Annotated in this window: 16 protein-coding genes; 7 read left to right on the forward strand and 9 right to left on the reverse strand. The window is 66.2% G+C overall.

Annotation, left to right across the window (positions count from 1 at the left end):
- Nucleotides 1-108: 108 nt before the first annotated feature.
- The gene (locus tag ACVIJ6_RS17585; RefSeq protein ID WP_456773699.1) at nt 109-1,830 is read left to right on the forward strand and encodes a hypothetical protein; all 1,722 of its coding nucleotides are present in this window, start codon (nt 109-111) and stop codon (nt 1,828-1,830) included.
- A 187-nt stretch (nt 1,831-2,017) separates the two neighbouring features.
- On the forward strand, nt 2,018-3,556 hold the full coding sequence (locus tag ACVIJ6_RS17590; protein ID WP_456777011.1) for a hypothetical protein: 1,539 nt from the start codon (nt 2,018-2,020) through the stop codon (nt 3,554-3,556).
- A gap of 1 nt (nt 3,557) precedes the next feature.
- On the opposite strand, the gene ACVIJ6_RS17595 is transcribed toward ACVIJ6_RS17590, so the two are convergent.
- The 3 genes from ACVIJ6_RS17595 to ACVIJ6_RS17605 all read right to left on the reverse strand — a co-directional run bounded on the left by ACVIJ6_RS17595 (nt 3,558) and on the right by ACVIJ6_RS17605 (nt 7,232).
- Nucleotides 3,558-4,766 (reverse strand): CaiB/BaiF CoA transferase family protein, encoded by a 1,209-nt coding sequence (locus ACVIJ6_RS17595; RefSeq protein ID WP_456773700.1) that lies wholly within the window; start codon nt 4,764-4,766, stop codon nt 3,558-3,560.
- 277 nt (nt 4,767-5,043) lie between these two features.
- Nucleotides 5,044-5,244, reverse strand: coding sequence for a cold-shock protein (locus ACVIJ6_RS17600; protein ID WP_006609369.1), 201 nt, complete (start codon nt 5,242-5,244; stop codon nt 5,044-5,046).
- A 254-nt stretch (nt 5,245-5,498) separates the two neighbouring features.
- Complete coding sequence (locus ACVIJ6_RS17605; protein ID WP_456773701.1) at nt 5,499-7,232, reverse strand: adenylate/guanylate cyclase domain-containing protein; 1,734 nt, start codon at nt 7,230-7,232, stop codon at nt 5,499-5,501.
- 203 nt (nt 7,233-7,435) lie between these two features.
- Between ACVIJ6_RS17605 and ACVIJ6_RS17610 the strand changes: the two genes are divergently transcribed.
- Nucleotides 7,436-8,965 carry a glycosyltransferase family 39 protein gene (locus ACVIJ6_RS17610; RefSeq protein ID WP_456773702.1) on the forward strand — a complete coding sequence of 510 codons (1,530 nt, stop codon included), beginning with the start codon at nt 7,436-7,438 and terminating at the stop codon, nt 8,963-8,965.
- Between the two features lie 3 nt (nt 8,966-8,968).
- On the opposite strand, the gene ACVIJ6_RS17615 is transcribed toward ACVIJ6_RS17610, so the two are convergent.
- Together ACVIJ6_RS17615 and ACVIJ6_RS17620 are read right to left on the reverse strand one after the other, a co-directional pair.
- Nucleotides 8,969-9,997 carry a YcjF family protein gene (locus tag ACVIJ6_RS17615; protein ID WP_456773703.1) on the reverse strand — a complete coding sequence of 343 codons (1,029 nt, stop codon included), beginning with the start codon at nt 9,995-9,997 and terminating at the stop codon, nt 8,969-8,971.
- Nucleotides 9,994-11,457: a YcjX family protein gene (locus ACVIJ6_RS17620; RefSeq protein WP_456773704.1), complete on the reverse strand. Its 1,464-nt coding sequence runs from the start codon at nt 11,455-11,457 to the stop codon at nt 9,994-9,996. Before ACVIJ6_RS17620 ends, ACVIJ6_RS17615 begins: the two co-directional genes overlap by 4 nt.
- A 191-nt stretch (nt 11,458-11,648) precedes the next feature.
- On the opposite strand from ACVIJ6_RS17620, the gene trhA reads away from it, so the two are divergent.
- The 4 genes from trhA to ACVIJ6_RS17640 all read left to right on the forward strand — a co-directional run bounded on the left by trhA (nt 11,649) and on the right by ACVIJ6_RS17640 (nt 15,935).
- Nucleotides 11,649-12,344, forward strand: coding sequence for a PAQR family membrane homeostasis protein TrhA (trhA, locus tag ACVIJ6_RS17625; RefSeq protein WP_456773705.1), 696 nt, complete (start codon nt 11,649-11,651; stop codon nt 12,342-12,344).
- A 23-nt stretch (nt 12,345-12,367) separates the two neighbouring features.
- The gene (locus ACVIJ6_RS17630; protein WP_456773706.1) at nt 12,368-13,162 is read left to right on the forward strand and encodes an SDR family oxidoreductase; all 795 of its coding nucleotides are present in this window, start codon (nt 12,368-12,370) and stop codon (nt 13,160-13,162) included.
- Nucleotides 13,163-13,679: 517 nt separating this feature from the next.
- Entirely contained in the window at nt 13,680-13,937 is a 258-nt protein-coding gene (locus tag ACVIJ6_RS17635; protein WP_456773707.1) for a hypothetical protein, read from the forward strand.
- A 282-nt stretch (nt 13,938-14,219) separates the two neighbouring features.
- The gene (locus tag ACVIJ6_RS17640) at nt 14,220-15,935 is read left to right on the forward strand and encodes an outer membrane beta-barrel protein (RefSeq protein WP_456773708.1); all 1,716 of its coding nucleotides are present in this window, start codon (nt 14,220-14,222) and stop codon (nt 15,933-15,935) included.
- Nucleotides 15,936-16,310: 375 nt separating this feature from the next.
- On the opposite strand, the gene ACVIJ6_RS17645 is transcribed toward ACVIJ6_RS17640, so the two are convergent.
- The 4 genes from ACVIJ6_RS17645 to ACVIJ6_RS17660 form a co-directional block, all read right to left on the reverse strand.
- Nucleotides 16,311-18,164, reverse strand: coding sequence for a hypothetical protein (locus tag ACVIJ6_RS17645; protein WP_456773709.1), 1,854 nt, complete (start codon nt 18,162-18,164; stop codon nt 16,311-16,313).
- A gap of 329 nt (nt 18,165-18,493) precedes the next feature.
- Nucleotides 18,494-20,116: a benzoylformate decarboxylase gene (gene mdlC / locus ACVIJ6_RS17650; protein ID WP_456773710.1), complete on the reverse strand. Its 1,623-nt coding sequence runs from the start codon at nt 20,114-20,116 to the stop codon at nt 18,494-18,496.
- Nucleotides 20,117-20,224: 108 nt separating this feature from the next.
- Nucleotides 20,225-21,073 (reverse strand): FAS1-like dehydratase domain-containing protein, encoded by an 849-nt coding sequence (locus ACVIJ6_RS17655; RefSeq protein WP_456777012.1) that lies wholly within the window; start codon nt 21,071-21,073, stop codon nt 20,225-20,227.
- Between the two features lie 2 nt (nt 21,074-21,075).
- Entirely contained in the window at nt 21,076-22,188 is a 1,113-nt protein-coding gene (locus tag ACVIJ6_RS17660; RefSeq protein ID WP_456773711.1) for a CaiB/BaiF CoA transferase family protein, read from the reverse strand.
- Nucleotide 22,189 lies beyond the last annotated feature (1 nt).

Here is a 22,189-nt window from a genome sequence, read left to right on the forward strand (position 1 = left end):
CGGATGAATTCCTAAAACTCACGTAAGCCCAGGAAAAGTAAGATTTTGGCAATCAATCAAACGCTAACAATGGTTACCAAGGGCTGAACGTCATCTGGAGACTTGAACGTGAGCGAGCAAACGGCCGAACAGACCAGCCTTGGCATTGCCTCTCTTGGCGTCGCCGGAGCTGAGCCGGCGCTGAAGACCTCGGCGTCCCCCGATGTTGTCGACATCGCCGTGCCGGCGATCGCTCCGGCCGCACAGCCGATGATTGCGCCCGATCACGAGGCCCCCAGCGCCGACCGCCCGGCGGTCGAGATCAAGGCTGAGGCTCTCAAGGTCGAGGCCATCAAAACCGAGCCGCCGAAGACCGAAATCGGCAAGACGGAGCCGAAGCGACTGGATCTGGTCAAATCCGACAAGCCGAGGCTGGAGCCGGTCAAGGTCGACGCCGCCCCGACGCCCGTCAACGCGAGCGCTCCCAAGTCACCCGCGACCATCCTGGACCTGATCAGGACCGAGCCTGTCAAATCGGAGCCGATCAAGACCAGCGCCGCCACGGGTGAGCTGCTCAAGGTTGAGACACCCAAGCTGTCCATGCTCGCTGCAAACGCTCCGAAGATCGGATCGATGGCAGCCGCTGCGCCGAAGCCTGAAACCCAAGTGAAGCCTGAGACCCAAGTCAAGGCTGCGGCTGGCGCAAAGCCGGACGCCTCCATCACGCCAGTGGTGACCGCCAAGACCGAGCCGTTTGCAAAGCCCGATGTTTCCGCCAAGGCAGAGGCCAAGGTGGAGCCTGCAGCCAAGGTCGAGACGAAGTCCGCCGAGCCTGCGGGGAAGCCTGACACGGCGGCACAGCGCCCGGATAGGCCGCGTGACGCAAAGGCGGAGCCAACCAGCACCAAGGCTGGCGCGGTGTTCGACAAAGCGACGGCCTGGGCCAAATCGAACTTGGCGTCGAAGTTCAAGGCCGAGCCGTTCAAATTCAATGCGAGCTCCAAAGCGCCGACTCCGGCCGAGGCGCCCGCTATCGCGATCCTGTCGCAATCGGGAAAGCCAGCATCCGCTCCGCTCGCCCCCGCTGGCAGGCTCGGCCTGCCGGCCATTGCCGCGACGGTGCTGCTGGCGATGGTGGTCGGCGGCGTCGCCGGCGGCTTGGTGACTGCAACCCTGATCAGCCGCCCCAACGCTGCGACCGCGGGGGACACGGCGGGCGCCGCGTCGGATCCGACGCTCGCAGCCACGGTGTCGCGGATCGACAATGATGTCACCGCGCTCAAGGCCAGCCTGGAGCAGACCAACCAGACCAGTCTCGTCGAGCTGAACAAATCCGCCGAGCGCCTGGACCGGCTCGAGAAAGTGCTGGGCGAGCTGTCGACCAAGTCGACGGGCAAGCCGAGCGAGCTGCAGCGGCTGAGCGACGCCGTCGAACGGCTGCGCGCGGCGCAGGCATCGGCGACCACGCAGCCGGCAGCGCGCGACAATACGGCTCCGGGGCAGCAGGCTGTCGGGGCCATCAATGCTGCCGCGCCGCCTGCCGGCGTGGCGAGCCGCCAGGAGGCGAACCGGGCCGAGGCGCCGAGAGCGGACACGAGCCGGGCCGAGGCCGCCCGCGCCGAGGCACCGAGGGCCGAGGCCAACCGCGCCGACACCGCCAAGCTGCGCGTGCTCGATGGCTGGGTCCTGCGCGATGTCGGTCGTGGCGGCGCGTTGATCGAGGGCCGCGGCGGTCTGTACGAGGTCTATGCGGGCGATCCGGTGCCGGGTCTCGGCAAGGTGGATGCGATCCGAAAGCAGGACGGCCGCTGGGTGGTCGTCACCACCAAGGGACTTGTCGTTTCGCGCTGATCGACCATCTCTGTTGCGTGAAGCGAATATTGCGAGGCGCTTCACCGCGACGTGAGGCGCCTTGCCGCATATGAGCGCGTTGCCGCCGCCTTTCGGCTATCTTCGTTTCGTAGCAAGCCGGCGCGCGGCGGGGCCTCTGGCCCGGTTCGTGCGGTCGGTTCGAACGAGGAGGCGCATCTTGCGACCGTTGCTGATTGGCCTGGGCCTGCTGTGTTGCAGCTCGCTCGCTCATGCCGACGAGGCTGCGCCGCTCGAGCGCGGCACCGCCATCCTCGAGCCGTTCGCGCTGCGTGAGCTCGACAATGGCCCGTTCGGCCTGCGCCGGATGCTCGCAGCCGGCAGCGATGCGACCCTGACCAGCGCGGCGCTGTTCGCGCTGCCGGCGATGAAGCCCATTCGCAAGGCGCTCGATGCCGAGTTCGACCGCTATGTCGAGAAGCACAGGACGACGCTGCCGGACGAGAGCATCGGGGTCGGCACGTCCTACGCATTCCAGCTGTTTGACCGCGCCGTTCTGGATTCGCCCGATACCCGCTTTGTGCTGACCGGCGTCGTCAACCGGATGGATCGCGCCTTCATCGATCCCGACCATTGCGGCGAGGTGCGGCTGCTCTACCGGCTGACGCGGACGACGCCACCGGAAGCAAAAGGCGGCGAGTTGGCGTCGCCGCGGCTGCCGATGACGCTGAATATCGTGCTCAAGGCGCGGAGCGATGAGCAGGCCCGGAGCAACGCGCCGAGCTGCGCCGACATTGCCAAGCGCTGGCTGGCGACCTCGGACCTTCAGTTGACGGGGGCCGAGCTGGCCGCAAAACTTGTCGCGCCCGACGGGCCGCTGACGCTGATCAGGCCGGAGAACATCCACCGCATCGAGACCAATTTGCAGATCGCCCATGCGCCGAAATCGGCCGTCCGCGATTTCCGCACCGACTACATGATGAAGGTGTTCGACTATCAGGCCGCCAGCGGCACGTTCGAGGAGGCGGTGCTGGAGGACCAGATCGACCGCGACCGGCTGCTGGCGGATGCCGCGCTCGCGCGCGATTTCAAGGCGTGGCTGCTCGATCCCGTGCATCTTGGCGAGCTCGACCGTGGCACGGCGGTGATCCCAGACAAGTTCCTGGCCAAGGTCGCCGTGGCGCCCACGCCGGTCGGTTTCGTCAATTCCGATCTGCTGCCCGCTTATGGCCTGGTGCAGGGAGACTCCAGCGGGCCTGCTCCGCTGTTCACCCAGGCCGACGTGGTTGGCGCGCTCGAACAGGCGGCCGCGCAGGGGGTGAGGCTGCAGAACATCCAGACGGTCGCGGGCTTCGAGCGCCGTCTCAACGATTCGAGCTGCGGCGGCTGCCATCAGACGCGCGGCATCGGCGGCTTCCATTTCCCTGGCGTCGACTGGATGGCGGAGAAGCCGTCCAACACCGTTGTGGTGCCGGGCTCGCCGCACTTTTTCGGCGATCAGGTGCGCCGCCGCGACATCGTCACCGCCTTTGCCGAAGGCCGCGCGCCGGACTTCTCGCGCGGCTTCGCCAGCCGTCCGCAGTTGCGCGGCAGCGATGAGCTGGCCGGCACCGTCTACCATGACGGCTGGGGCGCGCATTGCTATGCGGGCCGCACCGATCCTGCAGAGAATGACAAGAGTTTCTCGACCTGGACTTGCGCCGCGAATCTGTCCTGCCAAACCGGGCCCGCGACGCGCTTCGGCATGTGCTTCATCGCGACGCGATAGGTCAGGCGACCGCGCCGCGCGCGCGCAATTCGCGGATGGCCTGGTCGTCGAAGCCGGCCTGCCGCAGAATGTCGTCGCTGTGCTCGCCTATTCCCGGCGGCTTGCGGGGGACGACCTTGCGCTGGCCGTCGATCCAGATCGGGCTGTTGACCGTCAGCATGGTGTCGTTCTCGAACGGCACCAGCACCTCGTTTTCGATCATCTGCCTGTCATGCGGGATGTCGTCGAGAATGCCGACCACCCCGAACACCAGCCCGCTGCCATCGAGAATCCTGCGCCACTCCGCCAGCGGCCTGGTCGCGAACACCGCGTCGAACTCCTGGATCAGCTCGACCGAGCGCGCGTGGCGATCGGTCTTGGTGACGAAGCGCGGATCCTCGATCAGATCCTCACGGCCGAGGCAACGGGCGAGAATCGGCCACTGCTTCTCCTCGTTGAGCAGCGACAGCATGATCCAGCGGCCGTCCTGGCATTTGTAATGGTTGGCCACCGCGTTCAATGCGCGCTCGCGCGGCCGCCGCTCGACGAAAGTCGCGCCGCACAGCTTCGCCTGGGCCAGAACCGAGGCTGCCCAAACTCCGTTCGCCATCAGGTTGGAGGCGACGTGGCAGCCTTTGCCGGTCCGCTCGCGCTGATACAGCGCGGTGACGATCGCGCCGTAGAACGCCATCGCGCAAGGGTGGTCGCCCATTCCGGCCACCGAGCGCGCCGGTGTCGTACTCCCGTCGGCGCGCACCAGATCCATCAGGCCGGACCGCGCCCAATAGGCGTTGCTGTCGAAGCCGGGCTTGTCGGCTTCCTCGCCCTTTTCGCCATAACCGGTGAACGACGCATAGATCAGGCGCGGATTGAGCGGCGCGAGGGTCTCGTAGGTCAGGCCGAGCTTGGCCCGGACCGAGGGGGGGAAGTTCGTGATGAAGACGTCGGCCTCCGCAACAAGCCGCTGCAGGACGGTTTGGGCCTCTGGCTTTGCCAGATCGAGCGCGATGCTGCGCTTGTTCCGGGCTTCGAGATACCAGGCATAATTGTGCTCGCTGCGCGGATAGCCGGGCAGGTTCGGCAGGTTGCGATAGGGATCGCCGGCGCCGGGCGGTTCGATCTTGATCACATCGGCGCCGAAATCGGAAAGCACCGTCGCCGCGGCGGGAGCAGCAATGAAGCTCGCACAATCCAGCACTTTCAGGCCGTGAAAAATGCCCTTCTCATCCATGAGGCGTTGCTCCCGTTCATCGCTTTCCGCATACTGGAATTCTGTTCTTCATGCGGTTTGATGCCCATTTGACTCATGTCGGGCCAGCAAGGCAATGGCGGGAGGGAGCTGAAACTACAAACAAGTGCGAGATAAGATGCATGACAATATCAGGAGCGGACACCGCTCCTGTCTGGTTCCTCGTGGCTCGTGTTGTGCTTGCTCGGCAAGCGGCACGATGTGCGCCGAAGGGCCGTGAGGCAGAGGCCATGAGGCAGAAGGCGCGCGAACTCGTCCACTACACCTTCAGGTTCTCGGCCGAACTCCTGCCGCGATTGGCGATCTCTTCGTACTCGATCGTCTGGCCTTCGTTGAGGGTCGTGAGCCCGGCCTTCTGCACTGCAGAGATGTGGACGAAAATGTCTTTGCCCCCGGCCGCGGGCTGGATGAAACCATAGCCCTTGGTCGGGTTGAACCACTTGACCGTACCTTTAGCCATACGTTGCCTCCGCGGGATCAATCCAGATCGAGCCGGCGGTCCCCGCAAACCGTCAGGCCCAGAATTAAGGATACTGCGGTTGGGACGGCCTTGATAGCGCAAACAGCGGGCGCTTCTGGCCCCAATTGATCGATATCGTGGCGGCTTTGCGGCTTTTGGCTGCCGCGCCGCCCACCGCTTCGCCAGCCGCCGCCCAACCGCGGCAACCATTTTCGTATGACAGTCGGTGGCGCAAACAGGTTCAACGCGATCTCTTACGCAACCGCGCCTTCATCGGATGGCGTCAACGCCGCGATGTCGGCGGCCTCCATCGCGATCCGGACGCGCATCGGCTCGGCGCGGCCGCGGATCTCCACCTCCTGCTGCGGCAGCGAGCCGTGCGCAATGCCGGCCCGCGTATAGACATCCTCCGAAATAATGAACTGGCAGCCGAGGGATTTGGTCATGTCCTGCAGCCGCGAGGCGACGTTCACGGCATCTCCCAGCGCGGTGAAGACCATGTGGTCGCGGTAACCGATCTCGCCGACGATCACTTCGCCACCGTGAATGCCGATGCCAAAACGCAGCGGATCCTGCAGGTCATGGCTGAGGACCTGGTTGAGCGCGGCGATGTTGGCCGCGATGTCGCGGGCGGCCTGAATCGCCTGACGGCAGGCGAGGTGAGGGGCTGCCGATAGTCCGAACAGCGCGAGCATGCCGTCGCCGACGAACTGATTGGGCTGGCCGCCATTGCGCAGCACGGCCTGGGAAACCGCTTCCAGAAAGCGGTTGACGATGAACACGACGTCGAACGGCAATCGTTTCTCGGCGAGGCTGGTCGATCCGCGCATGTCGACGAACAGGCTGACGAGATACCGTTCCTGTCCAATGCGGGTCCTTGGCTTGCCGCGCTCGCCCGAGGTCAGGTTGGGCATGAAGAGCTGAAAGAACGAGAGATCGGCCGTCGGGCGCAGCTGACACGCCAGCCTGATCGAGGGATCGGCGGCACCGACTTGGGACAGGACGAAGGCCTCGCGAGGCGACGGCGCCGGCAGCGCGGTGTGATCGCCGATCACCCTGATTCGGCAGGTCGAGCAGCGCGCGCGGCCGCCGCACATGCTGGCATGCGGCACGTTGTTGCGCTGACTGGCCTCGAGAATCGAAAGCCCCTTGGGCACCCGGACAATCCGCCCATTGTTGTAGGACAATGTGATCATGCCGCCGCGGCGTTCGTTGATGGCCCTGACGCCGCGTGCCGCGAGCACGGCGCCGATCAGGCCGATATAGCCGATCACGAAGCCGTTCATGATGGTCTCGAGCGCGGCCTGCTCCGAGGGGATCCCGGTCTGTCGCGAGGTCAGGTTCTCGGCGCGCCATTCCATGGACGTGCTTGCAGTGATCACGTCACGGCCGCCTCGATAAAAGCCGAGCAGCGCCAGCGTTGGGATCAGCACGGCACAGGCGAGAAGCCAGGGCGCGGCTCGCTCATAGAGCGGCTTGAGGCGGAGCCAGGCATGCAGGCCGATGCAGCCATGGGTCCAGGATGTCAGCAGTGCCGTGGTCATCAGTCCGACCCGCCAGGGCGGTCCGGCCCAATAGGAGTACAGGACCTGCGGGTAAAACTTCTCGTGCCCGTACAGCGTCTGACCGAGGCGGACACCGGCGATATGGGTGAAGATTAGTGCCGGGATGCTGAGACCGAGCACGAGCTGCAGCGGCTCGATGAGGCTGCGGCTGAACTGCCGGCGCTGATAAAGCGCCCACAGGCCGAGGCCGCCATGGATGAGAACTGCCGCGTAGAACAGCACCGCGACCGGCAGGAATTGCCAGAATGCCACGTGATAGGACAGCCCCGCGGCGAGCGCATGCAGCGACACATTGCCGAGCGCGTGATTGAGGAAATGGCTGAGCAGGTAGCTGAAGAGAATAATGCCGCAGATCAGCCGCACCTGACGCAGGCCGATGCCGCGCAGCGCTGTTCGCAGATGATGAGAAATCGAGATGGTCATGCGGCCCGTGTGGTCATGAACAGTGATGCTAGAGATTTATTCCCTGGTAGCCTAGTGGGGCGGAGCATGGGCAAAGGCCTGCGATCCCGACTGCGTGGGGGAGCGTTGACTCGCCCGGCAGAGTCGGGGAAAAGCACCGCGTGACGGCCATTTCCCCCAGCATCGCAGGTCCAGATTCCCGCTCCTTGCGCGCCGCGTGGCTCATGGCTGCGGCGATCATCGCCGGCATGACGGTGCTCCGGATCGTCTATGCGAGCGTGCTGGATCTGCGCACTGACGAGGCCTATTACTGGACCTGGTCGAAGGAACTGCAGCTCTGTTTCCTCGATCATCCGCCCATGATCGCCTGGTTTGTCCGGCTTGGAACGGTGCTGTTTGGCGACACCAATCTCGGGGTCCGCTTCGCGGGGATCGTGGCGATGGCGGCATCGCAGCTTCTGCTCGCCGACATCGTTCGCCGCATCACCCACAATGCGCGTGCCGTGATTCTTGCCGTGCTGCTGCCCGAGGCTGCGCTGTATTACGGGCTGCTGATGGCCAAGGTGGCCCCCGATATTGCGGCGATCCCTTTTGCCCTGGCGATGATCTGGGCGTTTGTCCGCCTGGTCGAGAGCGATGATGGCCGCTGGTGGCTCGTCGCCGGATTGTTTGGCGGTCTGGCGCTGCTGTCCAAGTTCACCGTCGTGATGCTGCTGCCAGGCGTGGTGGCCTTCCTGCTCGTTCCGGCGTGGCGGAGCCGTTGGCTCGCGAGCCCCTATCCATGGTGCGGAGCACTGATCGCGCTCGCGGTGTTTTCGCCGGTGCTGATCTGGAACGTGCAGCATGATTGGGCCTCGTTCCGGTTCCAGCTCGTTCGCGCCACGGCGCCGCGCGAGTTTTCCTGGCGGACGCTCGGCGACTACATCGGATTGCAGCTCGGACAGGTCGGCTTCGTCCTGCTGCCGGTGACGCTGTCTGCGCTGATGCTGACGGCTTCGCGCGGTTATCGCAGCCGCGAGCCGATCGCAATTCTGCTTTCGACCGCGGTGCTCGTGCCGTTCCTGTATTTCCTGTGGAAGTCGCTGACTCTGCGGATCGGCGACACATGGCCGATGTTCATGTGGCCGATCGGCTTTGCCGCGGTGGCGATCAACATCGTCAAACTTTCGGAGGAGGGCTGGCCGGCATGGATGATCCGCTCGACCGTCCGCTGGGCGCGGATCGCAGTCGCGAGCGGCGTCGCGATGGTCGTACTGATTTTCCTCTATTATGTCGCAGCACCCTGGAATTTTCTCGGCAGGGCCGACCCGATCGGGAGCGAGGCTGGGTACCAGCAGGTCGCGGTGCAGGTCGAGCATGAGCTGGCTGAAACCGGCGCAACCTGGATCGCCACCTCCGACTATCGCACCTATGCGATGATGCGATGGTTCTTCAGGGGGCGTGTTCCGGTCGTCCAGGTCAACGAGCGGGCCCGCTTCCTTGGCTTTCGGGATCCCGGCATGAACCTGATCGCAGCACATCCCGGCCTCTATGTCGTCCGCGGCCCGGACGATTCCGGCCTGCTCTGGGCCGGCACGACGGCGCGCCTCGCGCCGCTCGGCAATGTCATCCGGTCGTGGCGCGGCACCGTCATGGAGACCTACGCGATCAAGAAGCTGACGGGGTGGACGCCGGATCTGTCCCCGCCGCCGGACTCCCCCTTGTACCAGTGGCGATGGCTGGCCGGAGATCTCGACGCCGCGAGCTGCGCCTGAGCATCACTCCGCCTCCTCCTGCTTGCGCAGGAGATCCTTGGCGAGATCGGCGAGAGCCGGGCGCGGCAGGGCTGCAAACGGCATCGGCCGGGTCACGTCGATCGCGGCGAGGCCGAGCCGGGCCGTGAGCAGGCCGTTGAGCACACCTTCGCCAAGCCGCTGTGACAGCTTCGCGGCGATGCCATGACCCAGCACCTGCTGGATCAGGCTGTCGCTTGCCGCCATGCCGCCGGTGATGGCGAGATGAGCGATGACATGGCGCAACAGGCTGATCATGCCGAGCGCACCGGGGCGGCCGCCATAGAGCCGCGCCAGCTGCCGGATCATCCGCAAGCTGGCCACAAAGACAAACAGCACATCGATCAGTGCCCGTGGGCTGACCGCGGTCACGACTGAGACGCGTTGCGCTGCCAGCGAGACCAGACGCCTGGCTTCGACATCCAGCGGCGCCATCAGCTCGCGCTCGGCGAGCTTGATCATGTCGGCGCCATCGATGATGTCGTCGGCATGGCCGGTGAGCGCGGCGCGCGGACGCGCCAGCCGCGGATTAGCGTGGGCGATACGCAACAGCTCGGCCACCACGGCGCGGCTCTCGGTACGGTCGTCAGAAATCAGGACAGCAGCCGCGCGCTGATGCAGCTTCTCGATCGTGGCGAGGCGCACCAGGCCGTAGGTCTCGCGGCCGATCACGGCGGCAAGTGCGACCGCGGCGGCTGCGGCAAGGCTGGCGCCGACATAGCCGAGCGCCTCGCTGCGCGCGAACAGATCCTCGATCAGATGCGTGACCCCGAGGCCGAGGCCGAGCAAGACGAGGCCGGCGACCGATCCCCAAAACAGGGCGCCCCAGCGGAAGCCGCGCCGCGCGGGCAGGGCGAGTTCGACCGGGACGGGCAATTGCGCCGGGTCGGCTTCCGGCGTGATCTGAATCGTGCCGCGGCCGGGCCGAGCGGCGTCATCGGCATCGATGACAACGACGTCCGGATCGTCGAGCCGGAATGTCTGGGGACGGCGTGGCTTGGCGCGTTCGCTCATTGCAGCCGGTCTCCGATCAGGAACTGAAGGGCGCGGTCGAGACGAATATGGGGCAGCGCCGGCTCGCTGCCAGCCTCGCGCTCCAGCAGCGGCGGGCGGAAGCGCAGGAAGCGGAAATCGGTACCGTCGGCGCCGGCGCTCGACAGGCCGCGATAGGCGCCGCCCTTGAACAGCTCCTCGGCATCGGCGGGCAGCTCGCCCGGGAACGTCGCCACCTCGGTTTGTCCGTCGAAGATCTCGCCATTGGCGCTTTCGCCCGCCGCGGGGGTGCCGAGCAGGGACGGCAGCTTGTCGCGGCCACGCGCCACCAGCGCCTCCCGCGTCGCCCTGACAGCGGCGAGCGCCACCACGTCGATCTCGGCGCCGGTGCTCTCCGCCCGGGCGACCGCATGGTTGACGGCCCGCCGCAGCACGGCCTCGAGCCGATCATGGCTGGTGTGGTGCAGATGATCGGCCTTGGTGGCCGCGAACAGGATGCGGTCGATGCGCGGCCGGAACAGTGCCGACAGCACCGAGCTGCGCCCGACGCGGAAGCAATCGAGAATGCCGGTCAGCGCGGCTTCGAGATCATGCAACGCCTCCGGTCCGGCGTTGAAAGCCGCGAGCGCGTCGACCAGCACGATCTGGCGATCGAGCCGTGCGAAATGGTCGCGGAAGAACGGCCGGACGACGATATCCTTGTAGGACTCGTAGCGGCGCACCATCATGGCCCATAGCGAGCCATCCGGCGCACGGCCGTCCGCCGGCACGTCGAGCGGCGCAAAGGTCAGCGCCGGCGATGCTGCGAGATTGCCGGGCATCAGAAAACGCCCCGGCGGCAGCAGGCTCATCGCGAAGCGATCGTCCCGGCAGGCGCGCAGGTAGTCGGTAAACAGGCGTGCGGCCTCGAGCGTCGCCGGCTCGTCTTCACGACCTTCGGCCGAGAGCGTCGCCAGATGCGCGTGCCACGCTCCGGCCAAGTGCGACCTCGGCTCGCTGCGCGACAGCGCGAGGCTTTCGCGGGCCCAATGCTCGTAGCTCTTGTTGAGCAGCGGCAGGTCGAGCAGCCACTCGCCGGGATAGTCGACGATGTCGAGCGTGAGGGTCCGCTCCGCGCCGTTGCCGCGTTGAAATTCGATCACCAGCCGGAGCTCGCTGATGTCGACCGTCGAACTGGGCCAGCGCCGCTCGGCGACCAGCGCCCGCACATGGCTTTCATAGGCGAAGCGCGGCACACCATCGTCAGGTTGCGGTGCCAGAAAAGCGCGCGCGATGCGTCCAGAGGACAGCGCCTCGAACACCGGCATCCGGCCGCCGCGAATGAGGCCGTGAATCAGCGCCGTGATGAACACGGTCTTGCCGGCCCGTGACAATCCGGTGACGCCGAGCCGGATCGTCGGGTTGAAAAAACTCTCGCCATAATCGAGCATGGCACGGGCGGAGAGCCGCGCTTCCTCGACGATTTCGGAAAAAGACACCATGTGAAGGAAAGAATTCGCCAGTTGAAAAGCGCGTGAGCGATTTTTGACAGGTGGCGATGAAAAACGCTGAAATCAAGCTCACCTTTCCGCGGCATTTGCGGATAGAAACAGCGATTGAACGGATCGTTGACCTCTGGAAACCATAATCGTCCGGGCAAGTTTGTCTTGGCAAGCCAGCGCCAGGTTCCTCCATGACCGTATTCCAACTGAAACAGTTCGCCTCGACCTCCGTCCACGCCGCCGCCGGCGCGGTCCGCTGGAATTACGACAAGGTGGAGCTGATTGCCGACGGCATCGTGCATGCGGTCGGGATCAGCTTCGGCCTGGTTGCTGCGACCGTGCTCGTCGTGTTGACCTCCATCTACGCCAGCCCCGTCGATATCGTCGTGGTGTCGGTCTACGTCGCCGGCCTGCTGTCGATGTTGATTCTGTCGGCGACCTATAATCTGTGGCCGGTGTCGCCGACCAAATGGGTGCTGCGTCGGTTCGATCATTCGGCGATCTATGTGCTGATCGCCGCGACCTATACGCCGTTCATCGCGGCGCTGAAGGATACGCTGTTCTCGGCCGCGCTGCTGCTCGGCGTCTGGGGCGTCGCCATCTTCGGCATTGTGCTCAAGCTGCGTTGGCCGGGCAGGTTCGATACGCTGTCGATCGGGCTGTATCTGGCGCTCGGCTGGAGCGGCATCATGATGTACGACCGGGTGATCGCGGTCATGCCGACCTCGGTGCTCGCCTGCGTGCTTGCCGGCGGCATTCTGTACAGCCTCGGCGTGATCTTCCATTCCTGGCGGCGCTTGCGCTTTCAGAACGCGATCTGGCATGGTTTCGTCTTGCTGGGCGCCGGCTTCCATTATACCGCGGTGCTCGATCTGGTCTTGACATAGAAATTCCGCGAGGAGGGCTTTGCATGCAGGTGACCGGCAAGATCGTGGTGGTCACCGGCGGAGCCCGGGGCATCGGCAAGGCGCTGTGCGAGGCCTTTGCGCGGGCCGGTGCGGCCAAGGTAATCGTGGCCGACCTCGACGAGACTGCAGCGAAAGCGGTTGCCGAGAGCGTCGGGGGCGCGGCGTTCAAATGCGATGTCTCGCAGGAAGCCGACATCAGCCGTGTGATCGAGGAGACCGAGCGGCAGTTCGGCCCGATCGCGCTGTTCTGCTCCAACGCCGGCATCGGCGGCGGATTCGATCCGCTCGCGGTGAATGTCGGAGGCACGTCCGACGAGCCATGGGCGCGCAGCTGGGCGATCCATGTGATGGCGCATGTTTACGCGGCGCGGCACCTGATCCCGCGTTACAAGGCCCGCGGTGGCGGCTATTTCCTCAACACGATCTCGGCGGCTGGCCTGCTGTCGCAGGTCGGCAGCGCGCCTTATTCCACCACCAAGCACGCCGCGGTGGGATTCGCCGAGAATCTCGCGATCTCGCACAAGGCTGACAACATCAAGGTCTCGATCCTGTGCCCGCAGGGCGTCGACACCGACATGCTGCGGTCGATCCCGAAGGGCCCGCAATCCGGTGACGGCGATCTGACGCCCGAGCAGGTGGCGCAGGATGCGCTGAATGGGCTCGCTGAAGAGACATTTCTGATTTTGCCGCATCCGCAGGTGCTCGGCTATCTGCGCAAGAAGACCGAGAATTACGATCGCTGGCTCGGCGGCATGGCCAAGATCCAGGCCAAGATGCGCGAAGAGTTCGGTAAGTAGCTTCGCGATCATGGTCGTCGATGATCTGACAGCGACCCTTGACAAGCACACCGGCCTTGGCCGTGACGGCGTGGCCGGTCCTGATAGTTCAAGACACGACCTCGCATTCTCGCGGCGCCCGACGCCCGAGTGGTGGATCGAACACGTCCCTTCAACAGGCGAAGGGCGCAAGGAATGCCGGGTGATGGCCTCACCCATGGCCCGCCTGCGGAAAAAAATGCAGGCGGCAGGTACCACAGGATCAGCCGGATCAGCCCGGCATTCCCTGCGCGATGGTTTTCACGCTTATACACGCTCTCCCCGGTGTCCGGCTTGGTAGCCACCGTCGTCCGTACGATACGTCAGCATCGTCACGAACTTGGCGCCAGCATCGGGGCGCCAGGACCACGCGACTTCACGTCCGCGAACAGCATCGTTCGTCCGCACCTCCGAAGAGGCGCTGCGACGTCTCGCGGCCACCGCACCCCGCCTCGCGTGTCGTGACGATCGCGCGCAACGCCCCTTCGAATGAGGCGGGATGCGCGGGAACATCGATCTGATTTGCCCGACGAGGCAAGAGCAATCGCTGCGGCATCTCAACGCGACGGGCAGTTTTTACATCACACCCATGCGTGCGATGCCCGTCGGGCGCATTGCGTGCCCCGCAGCCGGTCACGACGTTGCCGAATCGAATCCGCCTTTGCATGCAGAACAGGCGGCAGGAGCTCCGATTCGCGTGGTCGGTCCGCATTGTCCGGTTTACGGCGCCGACGGGGCGGCCGAACCAAAAAAATGACTAATTAGTTCGTTCCGCGAGCGTCGACGGAGTCTGCAGATCGCTTCGAATCTGCATGTTGCGAATGCTCCTCATTGCCACATGAAATCTCCCCGGCTCGGCAAAATTTCCGCCGACCTTTGCCAGTCATCTGGTCACAAGGGGAGCGCGTTGGCTGCACATGCTGCGGACGATGTCGGGCGCACCCCGACGTTCTCGCGAGACCTGTGTATCTTTCGGCTTTCCGTGCAAACTCATTCACCCCACAAGACCGGCGCGTTCGCCGTGCGGACGAAGCGGCTGATGGTGACGCGATCACAGCGCGGGGTTACGCTCACGCTGGTTGAGGTGCTGCTGCTCACGGTCATGGTGGCCGATGCCGCGTCGGCGCAGCAGACCATCACGATCAAGCCGACGGATGTCGTTCCCGGGCGGGCCGATCGGCTGTTCTTCCGTCACGTCACCGCGCGCAGCATCTACTACAATGTCCCGCGCATCGCAAATGACAGCCGGATGCTGGCGATGCGCCAGGACCCGCGCAATGTGGGCGCGTTATTGCGTCCCGTGCCCGAGTCCGGGGCGCCGGCGCTCGCGGCTCCGGGCAAGTCCGGCGCGTCTCCGGGCAGCTTCACACTCAAATCCGCTGCGTTCCAGCCGGCGCGTGGTCTGAGCGCGCCGGTGGCGGGGCGTGACGTCACGCGCGGAGTGCAGCTGGCGGCAGCGCAACCCTCCTCGCCGCAAAATGCAGCACCAAATGGTGCAGCAGGGTCGGCCGAGCCCGTCGCGGTCTCGCAGGCCTTGCCGACCGTCGCTGCAACCCAGCCGGTCGGAGTGATCCGCAACCGCGACGTCTTGCCCGATCGCAACCTCGCCACGGTGACGCCGCAACCGGTGGCGGCCGACGCCAAACCTTATGATCCGACCGGCGTGACGGTCGGATCCTTCCTCGTGAAGCCGGCGGTGGAGATCTTGGCCGGCTATGACAGCAATCCGACAAGGCGAGCCCGGGCAGCCGGATCGCCGGTGGCCATCGTGGCAACCGACGTCGCGGTCCGCTCGCAATGGGAGCGGCATCAGCTCAACGCCGATTTCCGCGGCGCCTATACCGATGACACCAATGTCCGCGGCATCAGCCATCCGACCTTCGAGGCGCGGGCCCAAGGGCGATATGACGTCATCGAGGGGACGGCGATCACCGGCGAGGCCCGGTTCGTCAACGATGCCTTGACGATCCCGGGACTGCTCAAGCTGCCGCGCGTCACCAGCTTCGGTGGCAGCGCGGGCGTTCTGCAGAAGCTCGGTTCGAGCGAGATCGCGTTCAAGGGGGCGCTCGATCGGGTCGTCTTCAACGACGCAATGATCACGACCAACATCCCGTTGCGGACACAGGACCGCAACTACACTCAACCAGGTGTGCAAGTCCGCGTGACCTATGTGCTGACGCCGAACATCTCACCCTTCGTCGATATGAGCTTCGACCGCCGCAATCACGATCTGCAAGTCGATTTCAACGGCCAGCGGCGCGATTCGACCGGTATTGCGGCGCGCGCGGGTGCTGTCGTCAACATGGGATCGCTGACCGGCGAGGCTTCGGTCGGCTATCTCACGCGCCGCATGGACTCGCCGGCGATGCCGAACATCAACGGCGTGATCGCGGATGCGACCCTGGCCTGGGCGGCGACCGATACGACGACGTTCGTGCTGGTGGCGCGGTCGCAGGCCTCGGAGACGCCGGCAATGAACGTCTCGGGCATCCTGTCGCGGGACGTGATCCTGCAGGTCGACCATCAGTTCGAGCCGTGGCTGATCGGCACCCTGCGCGGCGGCTACGGCCAGGATCAGTTCGTCGGCATCGGCCGGACCGATCAGCGGACCTTCCTGGCGGCCGGCGGCACCTACAAGATGAACCGCAACATCCAGCTCAAGAGCGAGGTCCGCACCGAATGGACGCGCTCCAATATCGTCATGAACAACTTCATGGCCGTGGTCGGCGTCGTCGGCGTGCGCTTCCAGTACTGATGGCGGCGTCGGGCCCGCGTGAAGGCGTCTGACCAACAGTCGCGCGGTCGTCCCGCGCTAACCGAAACGCGTGGCGCGCAAGCCGGCTTCCTCTGCAAGAGGGCCGTCGTGATCAGCCTATATCGTTGAGCAGGGCGAGCTCCCGTCGCGATTTTGGCGGGGCGGACGCAAGAAAAAGCCCCGCAGGGGGGCGGGGCCTGAAGGCAATGCATGTCCGGCGGATGGGGGGAGGCCGGGGCAGATCATGCGGTGGGGTGAGGTTAAGTCCCAACGCGTGACCGTCATCCCCGGCCGGGTCGGCATGCGGCTGGTTGCGGCCTTGTTATCGTTTATCTGGCCCGCGCCGCCGGGCAGGCGGCGCGGAGCGCAGTGGCCTTATTGCTCGAGCGCGGCAAGTGCGGCGTTGCCGACCTGCTGTGCCTCGGCCCAGGCGGCCTGTGTCGCCTGCTGCGCAGCGGTGTAGCCGGCCTGGATCTGCTGCTGGGCCGCCGCCCGCAGCGCCTGCTCCTGCTGCTCGCCGCTTTCGCGCGCCTGGGTCAGGGCTTGATTGTCGGCGTTCAGGGTCGCGTTGGCCTGGTTGAAGGCGTTCGCGGTGGTCTGCGCCTTGGCGTTCGCAGCCGCCAGCGCGGCCTGGTTGGCGGCGTTGTTGGCGCGTTCAACCTGCTCGGCCGCCTCCTGCGCATCCTGCTTGGCCTGCTGCGCAGCCTGCCGCGCCTGCTCCAGCGCCTGCCGGTCCGCATTCACTTTCTGCTCGGCCGCCTCGACCGCCGCATCGAGCGCGCCGATCTTCTGGTTCAGCGCGGCCTCGACCGTCTTCTGGTTCTGGGTCGCGGCGGCCTGCGCGGCCTGGGTCTTCTGCTGCGCCACCGCGCGGGCCTGCTCGCCAGTCTTGAGCGCAGCCTGCAGCGCGGCCTGCTCGGCGGCTTCCTTGGCCTCCTGGTTCTGCTGGTTGTTGTTGGCCTTGCCGTTGCCGTTATTGGCCGCGGCTCCGCCATTGTTGGCAGCGGCTCCGCCATTGTTGGCCGCAGCGCCGCCATTGTTGGCGTTGCCTGCAGCCTGGCCGGCCTGCTGGGCGGCCTTGCCGGCCGCCTCGGCGGTCTCGCGCGCCGTATCCTTGGCGGCGTTCGCGGCCTCCTTGGCCTCGTTGGAGACGTCGATATCCTTGTCGAGCTTCTGGAAGGCGGCCTGCAGCGTCGCCGAGGCCGCAGTCAGCTTCGCGGCAGCTGCGGTGGCAGCAGCCTGATTGGCTGCGGTCGGATTTTTCTCCGCCTGTTCCTGCGCCTCGATCGCCGCGCCGCGCGCGTTTTGCTCGGCCTGGCGTGCGACGTCGATCGCCTTGCGATCGGCGGCGACTTGAGCTTCGGCGGTGGCTGCGGTCTGCGCGGCAGCTTGCGCCGCGGCGTTGGCCTTGGCGACGGCGTCGTTGCTGCTCGATCCGGCTGCGGCCTTGGCGGGGGTTGCCGCGGCTGCCGCCGGGGCGGCGGTCGTCTTCGCGACGGCGACCGTCGTGGTTGTCGTCGACGAGGTCGCTGCCGGCTTGGCGGCCGCAGCCGTCGTGCTCGTGGCGGTCGCGACTGCCGTCTTCGTGGTGGTGGCCGCCGCTGTTCCGGTCGTTGCAGCGCCCTTCGTTGCAGTGCCGGTCGTCGCCGCGGCCGTCGTGGCGGCTGCGGGCTTGGCGGCGGCGGTGCCGAAGCCGGATCCGGTGCCGTTGCCGGTCGCTGTCGCCGTTGCGGTCGCGGCGCCGTTCTTGGCGGTCGCCGTCGTGGTGTTCGTGGTCCCGGCGGTGCCTGTGGTGGCAACTGCGACCGTTGTCTTGGCCGCGTTCGCGGCCGTTGCCGCCGTGGCGGCCGTGGTCGCGGCCTTGCTGGCTGCGGCATTGGCCGCCGCCTTTGCAGCCGCGTTTGCGGCGGCCTTGGCCGCAGCGTCGGCTGCAGCCTTCGCGGCCTGCTTTGCAGCCGCATCCTGCGCCGCCTTGGCGGCGGCAGCGGCCGCAGATTTGGCGGCGGCATCCTGGGCCGCCTTCGCGGCGGCGGTCGCAGCGGCCTTGGCGGCTGCGTCCTGCGCCGCCTTCGTCGTGGCTGAGGTCGCGAGCGCGGTCGTCATCGCCGCCTGGGCGCTGGCGTCACGCGGCAGCGTGGTCACGGCCAGGGCGGCCATGAGAGCCAGCACGCTGGCGTGCCGATAGAGGTCCTTCCTCGATGATGCGGTTTGAATGTTCTTATCCATCATCAGCTCAACTCCATTGGTACGCTGGATCAGATGACGGAACCTTTTGGTAATGATTTTGGTTTGCAGAATGGTCGGACCTTGCAACCAACATGGCGGCTGTCTGCCAGCTGACGGCAGGATTTCGCGGCCTTTGCGGCAGCGGCGCTGCGGCGAGATGGCGCGGCGCGTCGGAAAGCTTTCGAAACAATCGCTTGTCGGGCGAAAGCGAGCATCACGGTTGCGGCCCGATCATGCGCATTCGGCGGCAGACCACGCGGCCGACATCCGCGTTGAGGCGAATTGTCGCAAGGTCGATATCTTGACTCTTTGTCCGCTGTTCGAACCGCGTGTCAGCTCTTCTGCGCGTAGAGCAGCGGGACGGCGGAATCCACCATCACCTCGACGAGGCTGGGGCCGTCATGGGCGAGGCTGCGCGCGAGGGCAGCCGGAAGCTCCGCCGAGCGGCTGACGCGGACCGCGTCGCAGCCCATGCCCTCGGCGAGCTTGACGAAATCGAGCCCCGGCAATTCAAGCCCGGGGACGTTGCGTACCTGCATGACCTGGCTGAACGAGCGCATCGCGCCGTAACCGGAATTGTTGATCACAACCACTGTCATCGGCAGCCGGCGCTGTGCCGCGGTCCATAGCGCCTGCAGCGAGTACATCGCCGAGCCATCGCCGATCAGGCAGACAATGCGGTCTTTCGGCCGCCCAAGCGCCATGCCGACCGCCGCCGGCAGGCTGTAGCCGAGGCCGCCGCTCGACATCGTGTAGAACGAATCCGCGCCGGGCATCGGCATGAATTTGTGCATCAACGGCCGATGCGAGGGGATCTCCTCGACCAGTGCGGCGCCGGCGGGCAGCGCCTGCCCCAGCGTGTGCAGCAGGTAGTCGACTGGAATCGGATCGGATGGCTTGGGGGCCTCGGGCAGCACGCGGCCCTGCGGCGCGGCGCGCCCGGTCTCGGGCAGGAGCTCGAGCAGCAGCGACAGCGCCGGCCGCATCGTCGCGATGATGCTGGTGCCGATCGGCGGCACAGCCGCGCCTTCGGCGTCGTCGGTGATCTGATAGATCGCCGTGGCGCCGTCGAAGATCGCGGCATGGCCCTCGACATGGAAGGTGAAGACCGGCGCGCCGATCACGACCACGAGGTCATGCGGCTTGAGCGCGTCCGACAATTGCCCGGGCGAGGCGTGCAGGAAACCCTGGAACAGCGGATGCCGCTCGGGGAACGAGCAGCGGGCCGAGAACGGGCTGACCCAGACGCCGGCTTTCGCCCTCTCGGCGAGCTGCACCATCAGCCCGACGCAGCCGGCGCGATCGATGCCGGGGCCGACGACGAGCGCCGGGGTCTTCGCCGCCGCGAGCGCGCTTGCCAGCTCCTCGATCGCGGCGCGGTCGGGGCCGAACTCGCGGCTGACCTTGCGCGCCGACACCTTCTCTGCCGGATGCATCCAGTCGTCGATCGGGATCGAGACGAAGGTCGGGCCGCAGGGCGGCTGCATCGCGGTGTAGTAGGCACGTGCAATGGCGCCCGGCACGTCCGCGGGCCGCGCCGGCTCGACGCTGTATTTGACGTAAGGGCGCGGAAACTCGCTGGCGCGCTCGGCATAGAGGAACGCCTGCAGCGGCAGGATCGCGCGCGCCTGCTGGCCGGCGGTGATCACCAGCGGCGTCTGGTTGCGATGCGCGGTGTAGATGTTGCCGAGCGCATTGCCGACGCCGGCGGCCGAATGCAGATTGACGAAGGCGGCATTGCGCGTCGCCTGCGCATAGCCGTCGGCCATGCCGACGACGGAGGCCTCCTGCAGGCCGAGCACGTAGTCGATGTCATCGGGCCAGTCGCTGAGAAACGGCAGCTCGGTCGAGCCGGGATTGCCGAACACCTTCTTGATTCCGAAGGCGCGCAGCAGGTCGAACGTCGCCTGCTTGACGGTGACGGGCTTGGTCGTCGTCTTGTTTGTCTTTGCCAAAGGCGTTTCCTCGATTGCCGTGTTTGCGAGGAACGAAGCGACGAAGCAATCCAGGGTCTCCGCGGAACTCTGGATTGCTTCGCTTCGCTCGCAATGACGAGACCTATGTCACCACACCGCCGTGCCCTTCATCGTCGGCTGCCGCTCGGCGTTGGCGATCCACAGCTCCAGGCCGCCATCCTTGTCGTTGGCGTTGACGGAGAATTCGCCGCCCTCGAACAGCGGCTGCACGCCGCGATAGGCGAACTTGGCCGGCGGCTTGCCCTTCAGCCTGGCGGCGAATTCCACCAGCAGCGCGGCCTGCAGCGGGCCGTGGAAGATCAGCCCCGGATAGCTCTCGACCTTGGTGACGTAGTCGCGGTCATAGTGGATCCGATGGCCGTTGAAGGTCAGCGCCGAGTAGCGGAACAGCAGCACGGGATCGGAGATGTGGCTCTCGCTGTGCTGCGCCACCGGTGGCGGCGGGGGTGCCTTGGGCGAGGCAGGCTGCGCGCCGCCCATGTCGCGGTAGACGATGTCCTGGCGCTCGCGGATCGCTGTGCCGCGCGGCGTCGAGACGACATGCTCGACGGTGACAAAGCAGAGCTGTCCGGTCGAGCCGTTCTTCAGGCTGACATCCGTGATCGTCGAGACGCGGGTGGCGACGTCGCCGACGCGCAGGGGATCGATGAACTGCACCTCGCCGCCGGCCCACATCCTCCGCGGCAGCGGCACCGGCGGCAGGAAGCCGCCGCGGGTCGGGTGGCCGTCGGGACCGAGCTGGTCATGTGGAAACACCGGCTGGCCCAGGCACCAATGCACCGTGAAGGGGGCGAGCTCGCCGTTCGCGGGCGCGCCAATGTCCTGGAACAGCGTGGCGCGCAGCCCCTTGGTGAGCTGCGCGGTGACGATATCTGTCGCCTCGGCGCTGCGGCCGATCCATTGCCGGAGGTGATCGAGATCGAGCGCATCCGTCATGATCATCCCTTTCGTTGATGCGGCGAGGCCGCCTCGCCGATCCCCGGCACGGCGCCATAATGCCTGTCATCGCCGACGACGATCGCCGCCGGCGCCGGATAGGAGACGACGCCGTTCGGCGTGTTGACTTCGATCCGGCGCAGATGCGGATGCACTGCGAGGTCCGCCATGCTGTTGACCTCGGCAAACGCGATATCGGCTGCGGCGAGCTTGGCCAGCAGCTCGGCACGCGTCAGCGCTGCGAAGCGCTCCGCCACGATGCCATCCGTCAGCGCGCGGTTGCGCACGCGCGCGACCATGTCGGCGAAGCGCGGATCGTCGGGCAGGCCGGGCTGATCGAGCACCTTGGCGCACAGCGTCTTCCACTCGCGCTCGCTCTGGATCGAGATCAGGATGTCCTTGCCGTCCTGCGAGGTGAACACGCCATAGGGCGCGATCGAGGGATGGGCGAGGCCGATGCGCTTCGGCGCATTGCCGGCTTCGGCATTGAGCAGCGGCACCGTCAGCCAGTCGGCCATGACGTCGAACATCGAGATCCGGATGTCGGCGCCTTCGCCGGTGCGGCCGCGCTTGATCAGCGCCTCCAGGATCGCGGCATGCGCGGTCGCGCCGGTGGCAACATCGACGATGGACATGCCGACCCGCGACGGACCGTCCGGACCGCCGGTGATCGAGGCCAGCCCGCTCTCGGCCTGGATCAGGAGATCATAGGCCTTGCGGTCGGCATAAGGGCCCGAGTCGCCATAACCTGTGATCGTGCAGCAGATCAGCTTCGGATAATCCTTGCGCAGCCGCTCGCGGGCGAACCCCATTCGGTCCATCGAGCCGGGCTTGAGGTTCTGCAACAGCACGTCGGCGCTTGCGATCAGCCTCTCCAGCTCGGCGCGGCCGTCCGGCTTGGCGAGATCGACGACCAGGGAATCCTTGCCGCGGTTGAGCCAGACGAAGTAGCTGCTCTGGCCCTTGGCGGCGGCGTCATAGCCGCGGGCGAAGTCACCCTCGGGCCGTTCGATCTTGATGACATGGGCGCCGGCATCCGCCAGGCGCGACGAGCAGAACGGCGCGGCCACCGCCTGCTCGACGGCGACGACGGTGATCCCTTCAAGCGGCAGCATC

The sequence above is a fragment of the Bradyrhizobium sp. USDA 4369 genome (genome assembly GCF_054056435.1).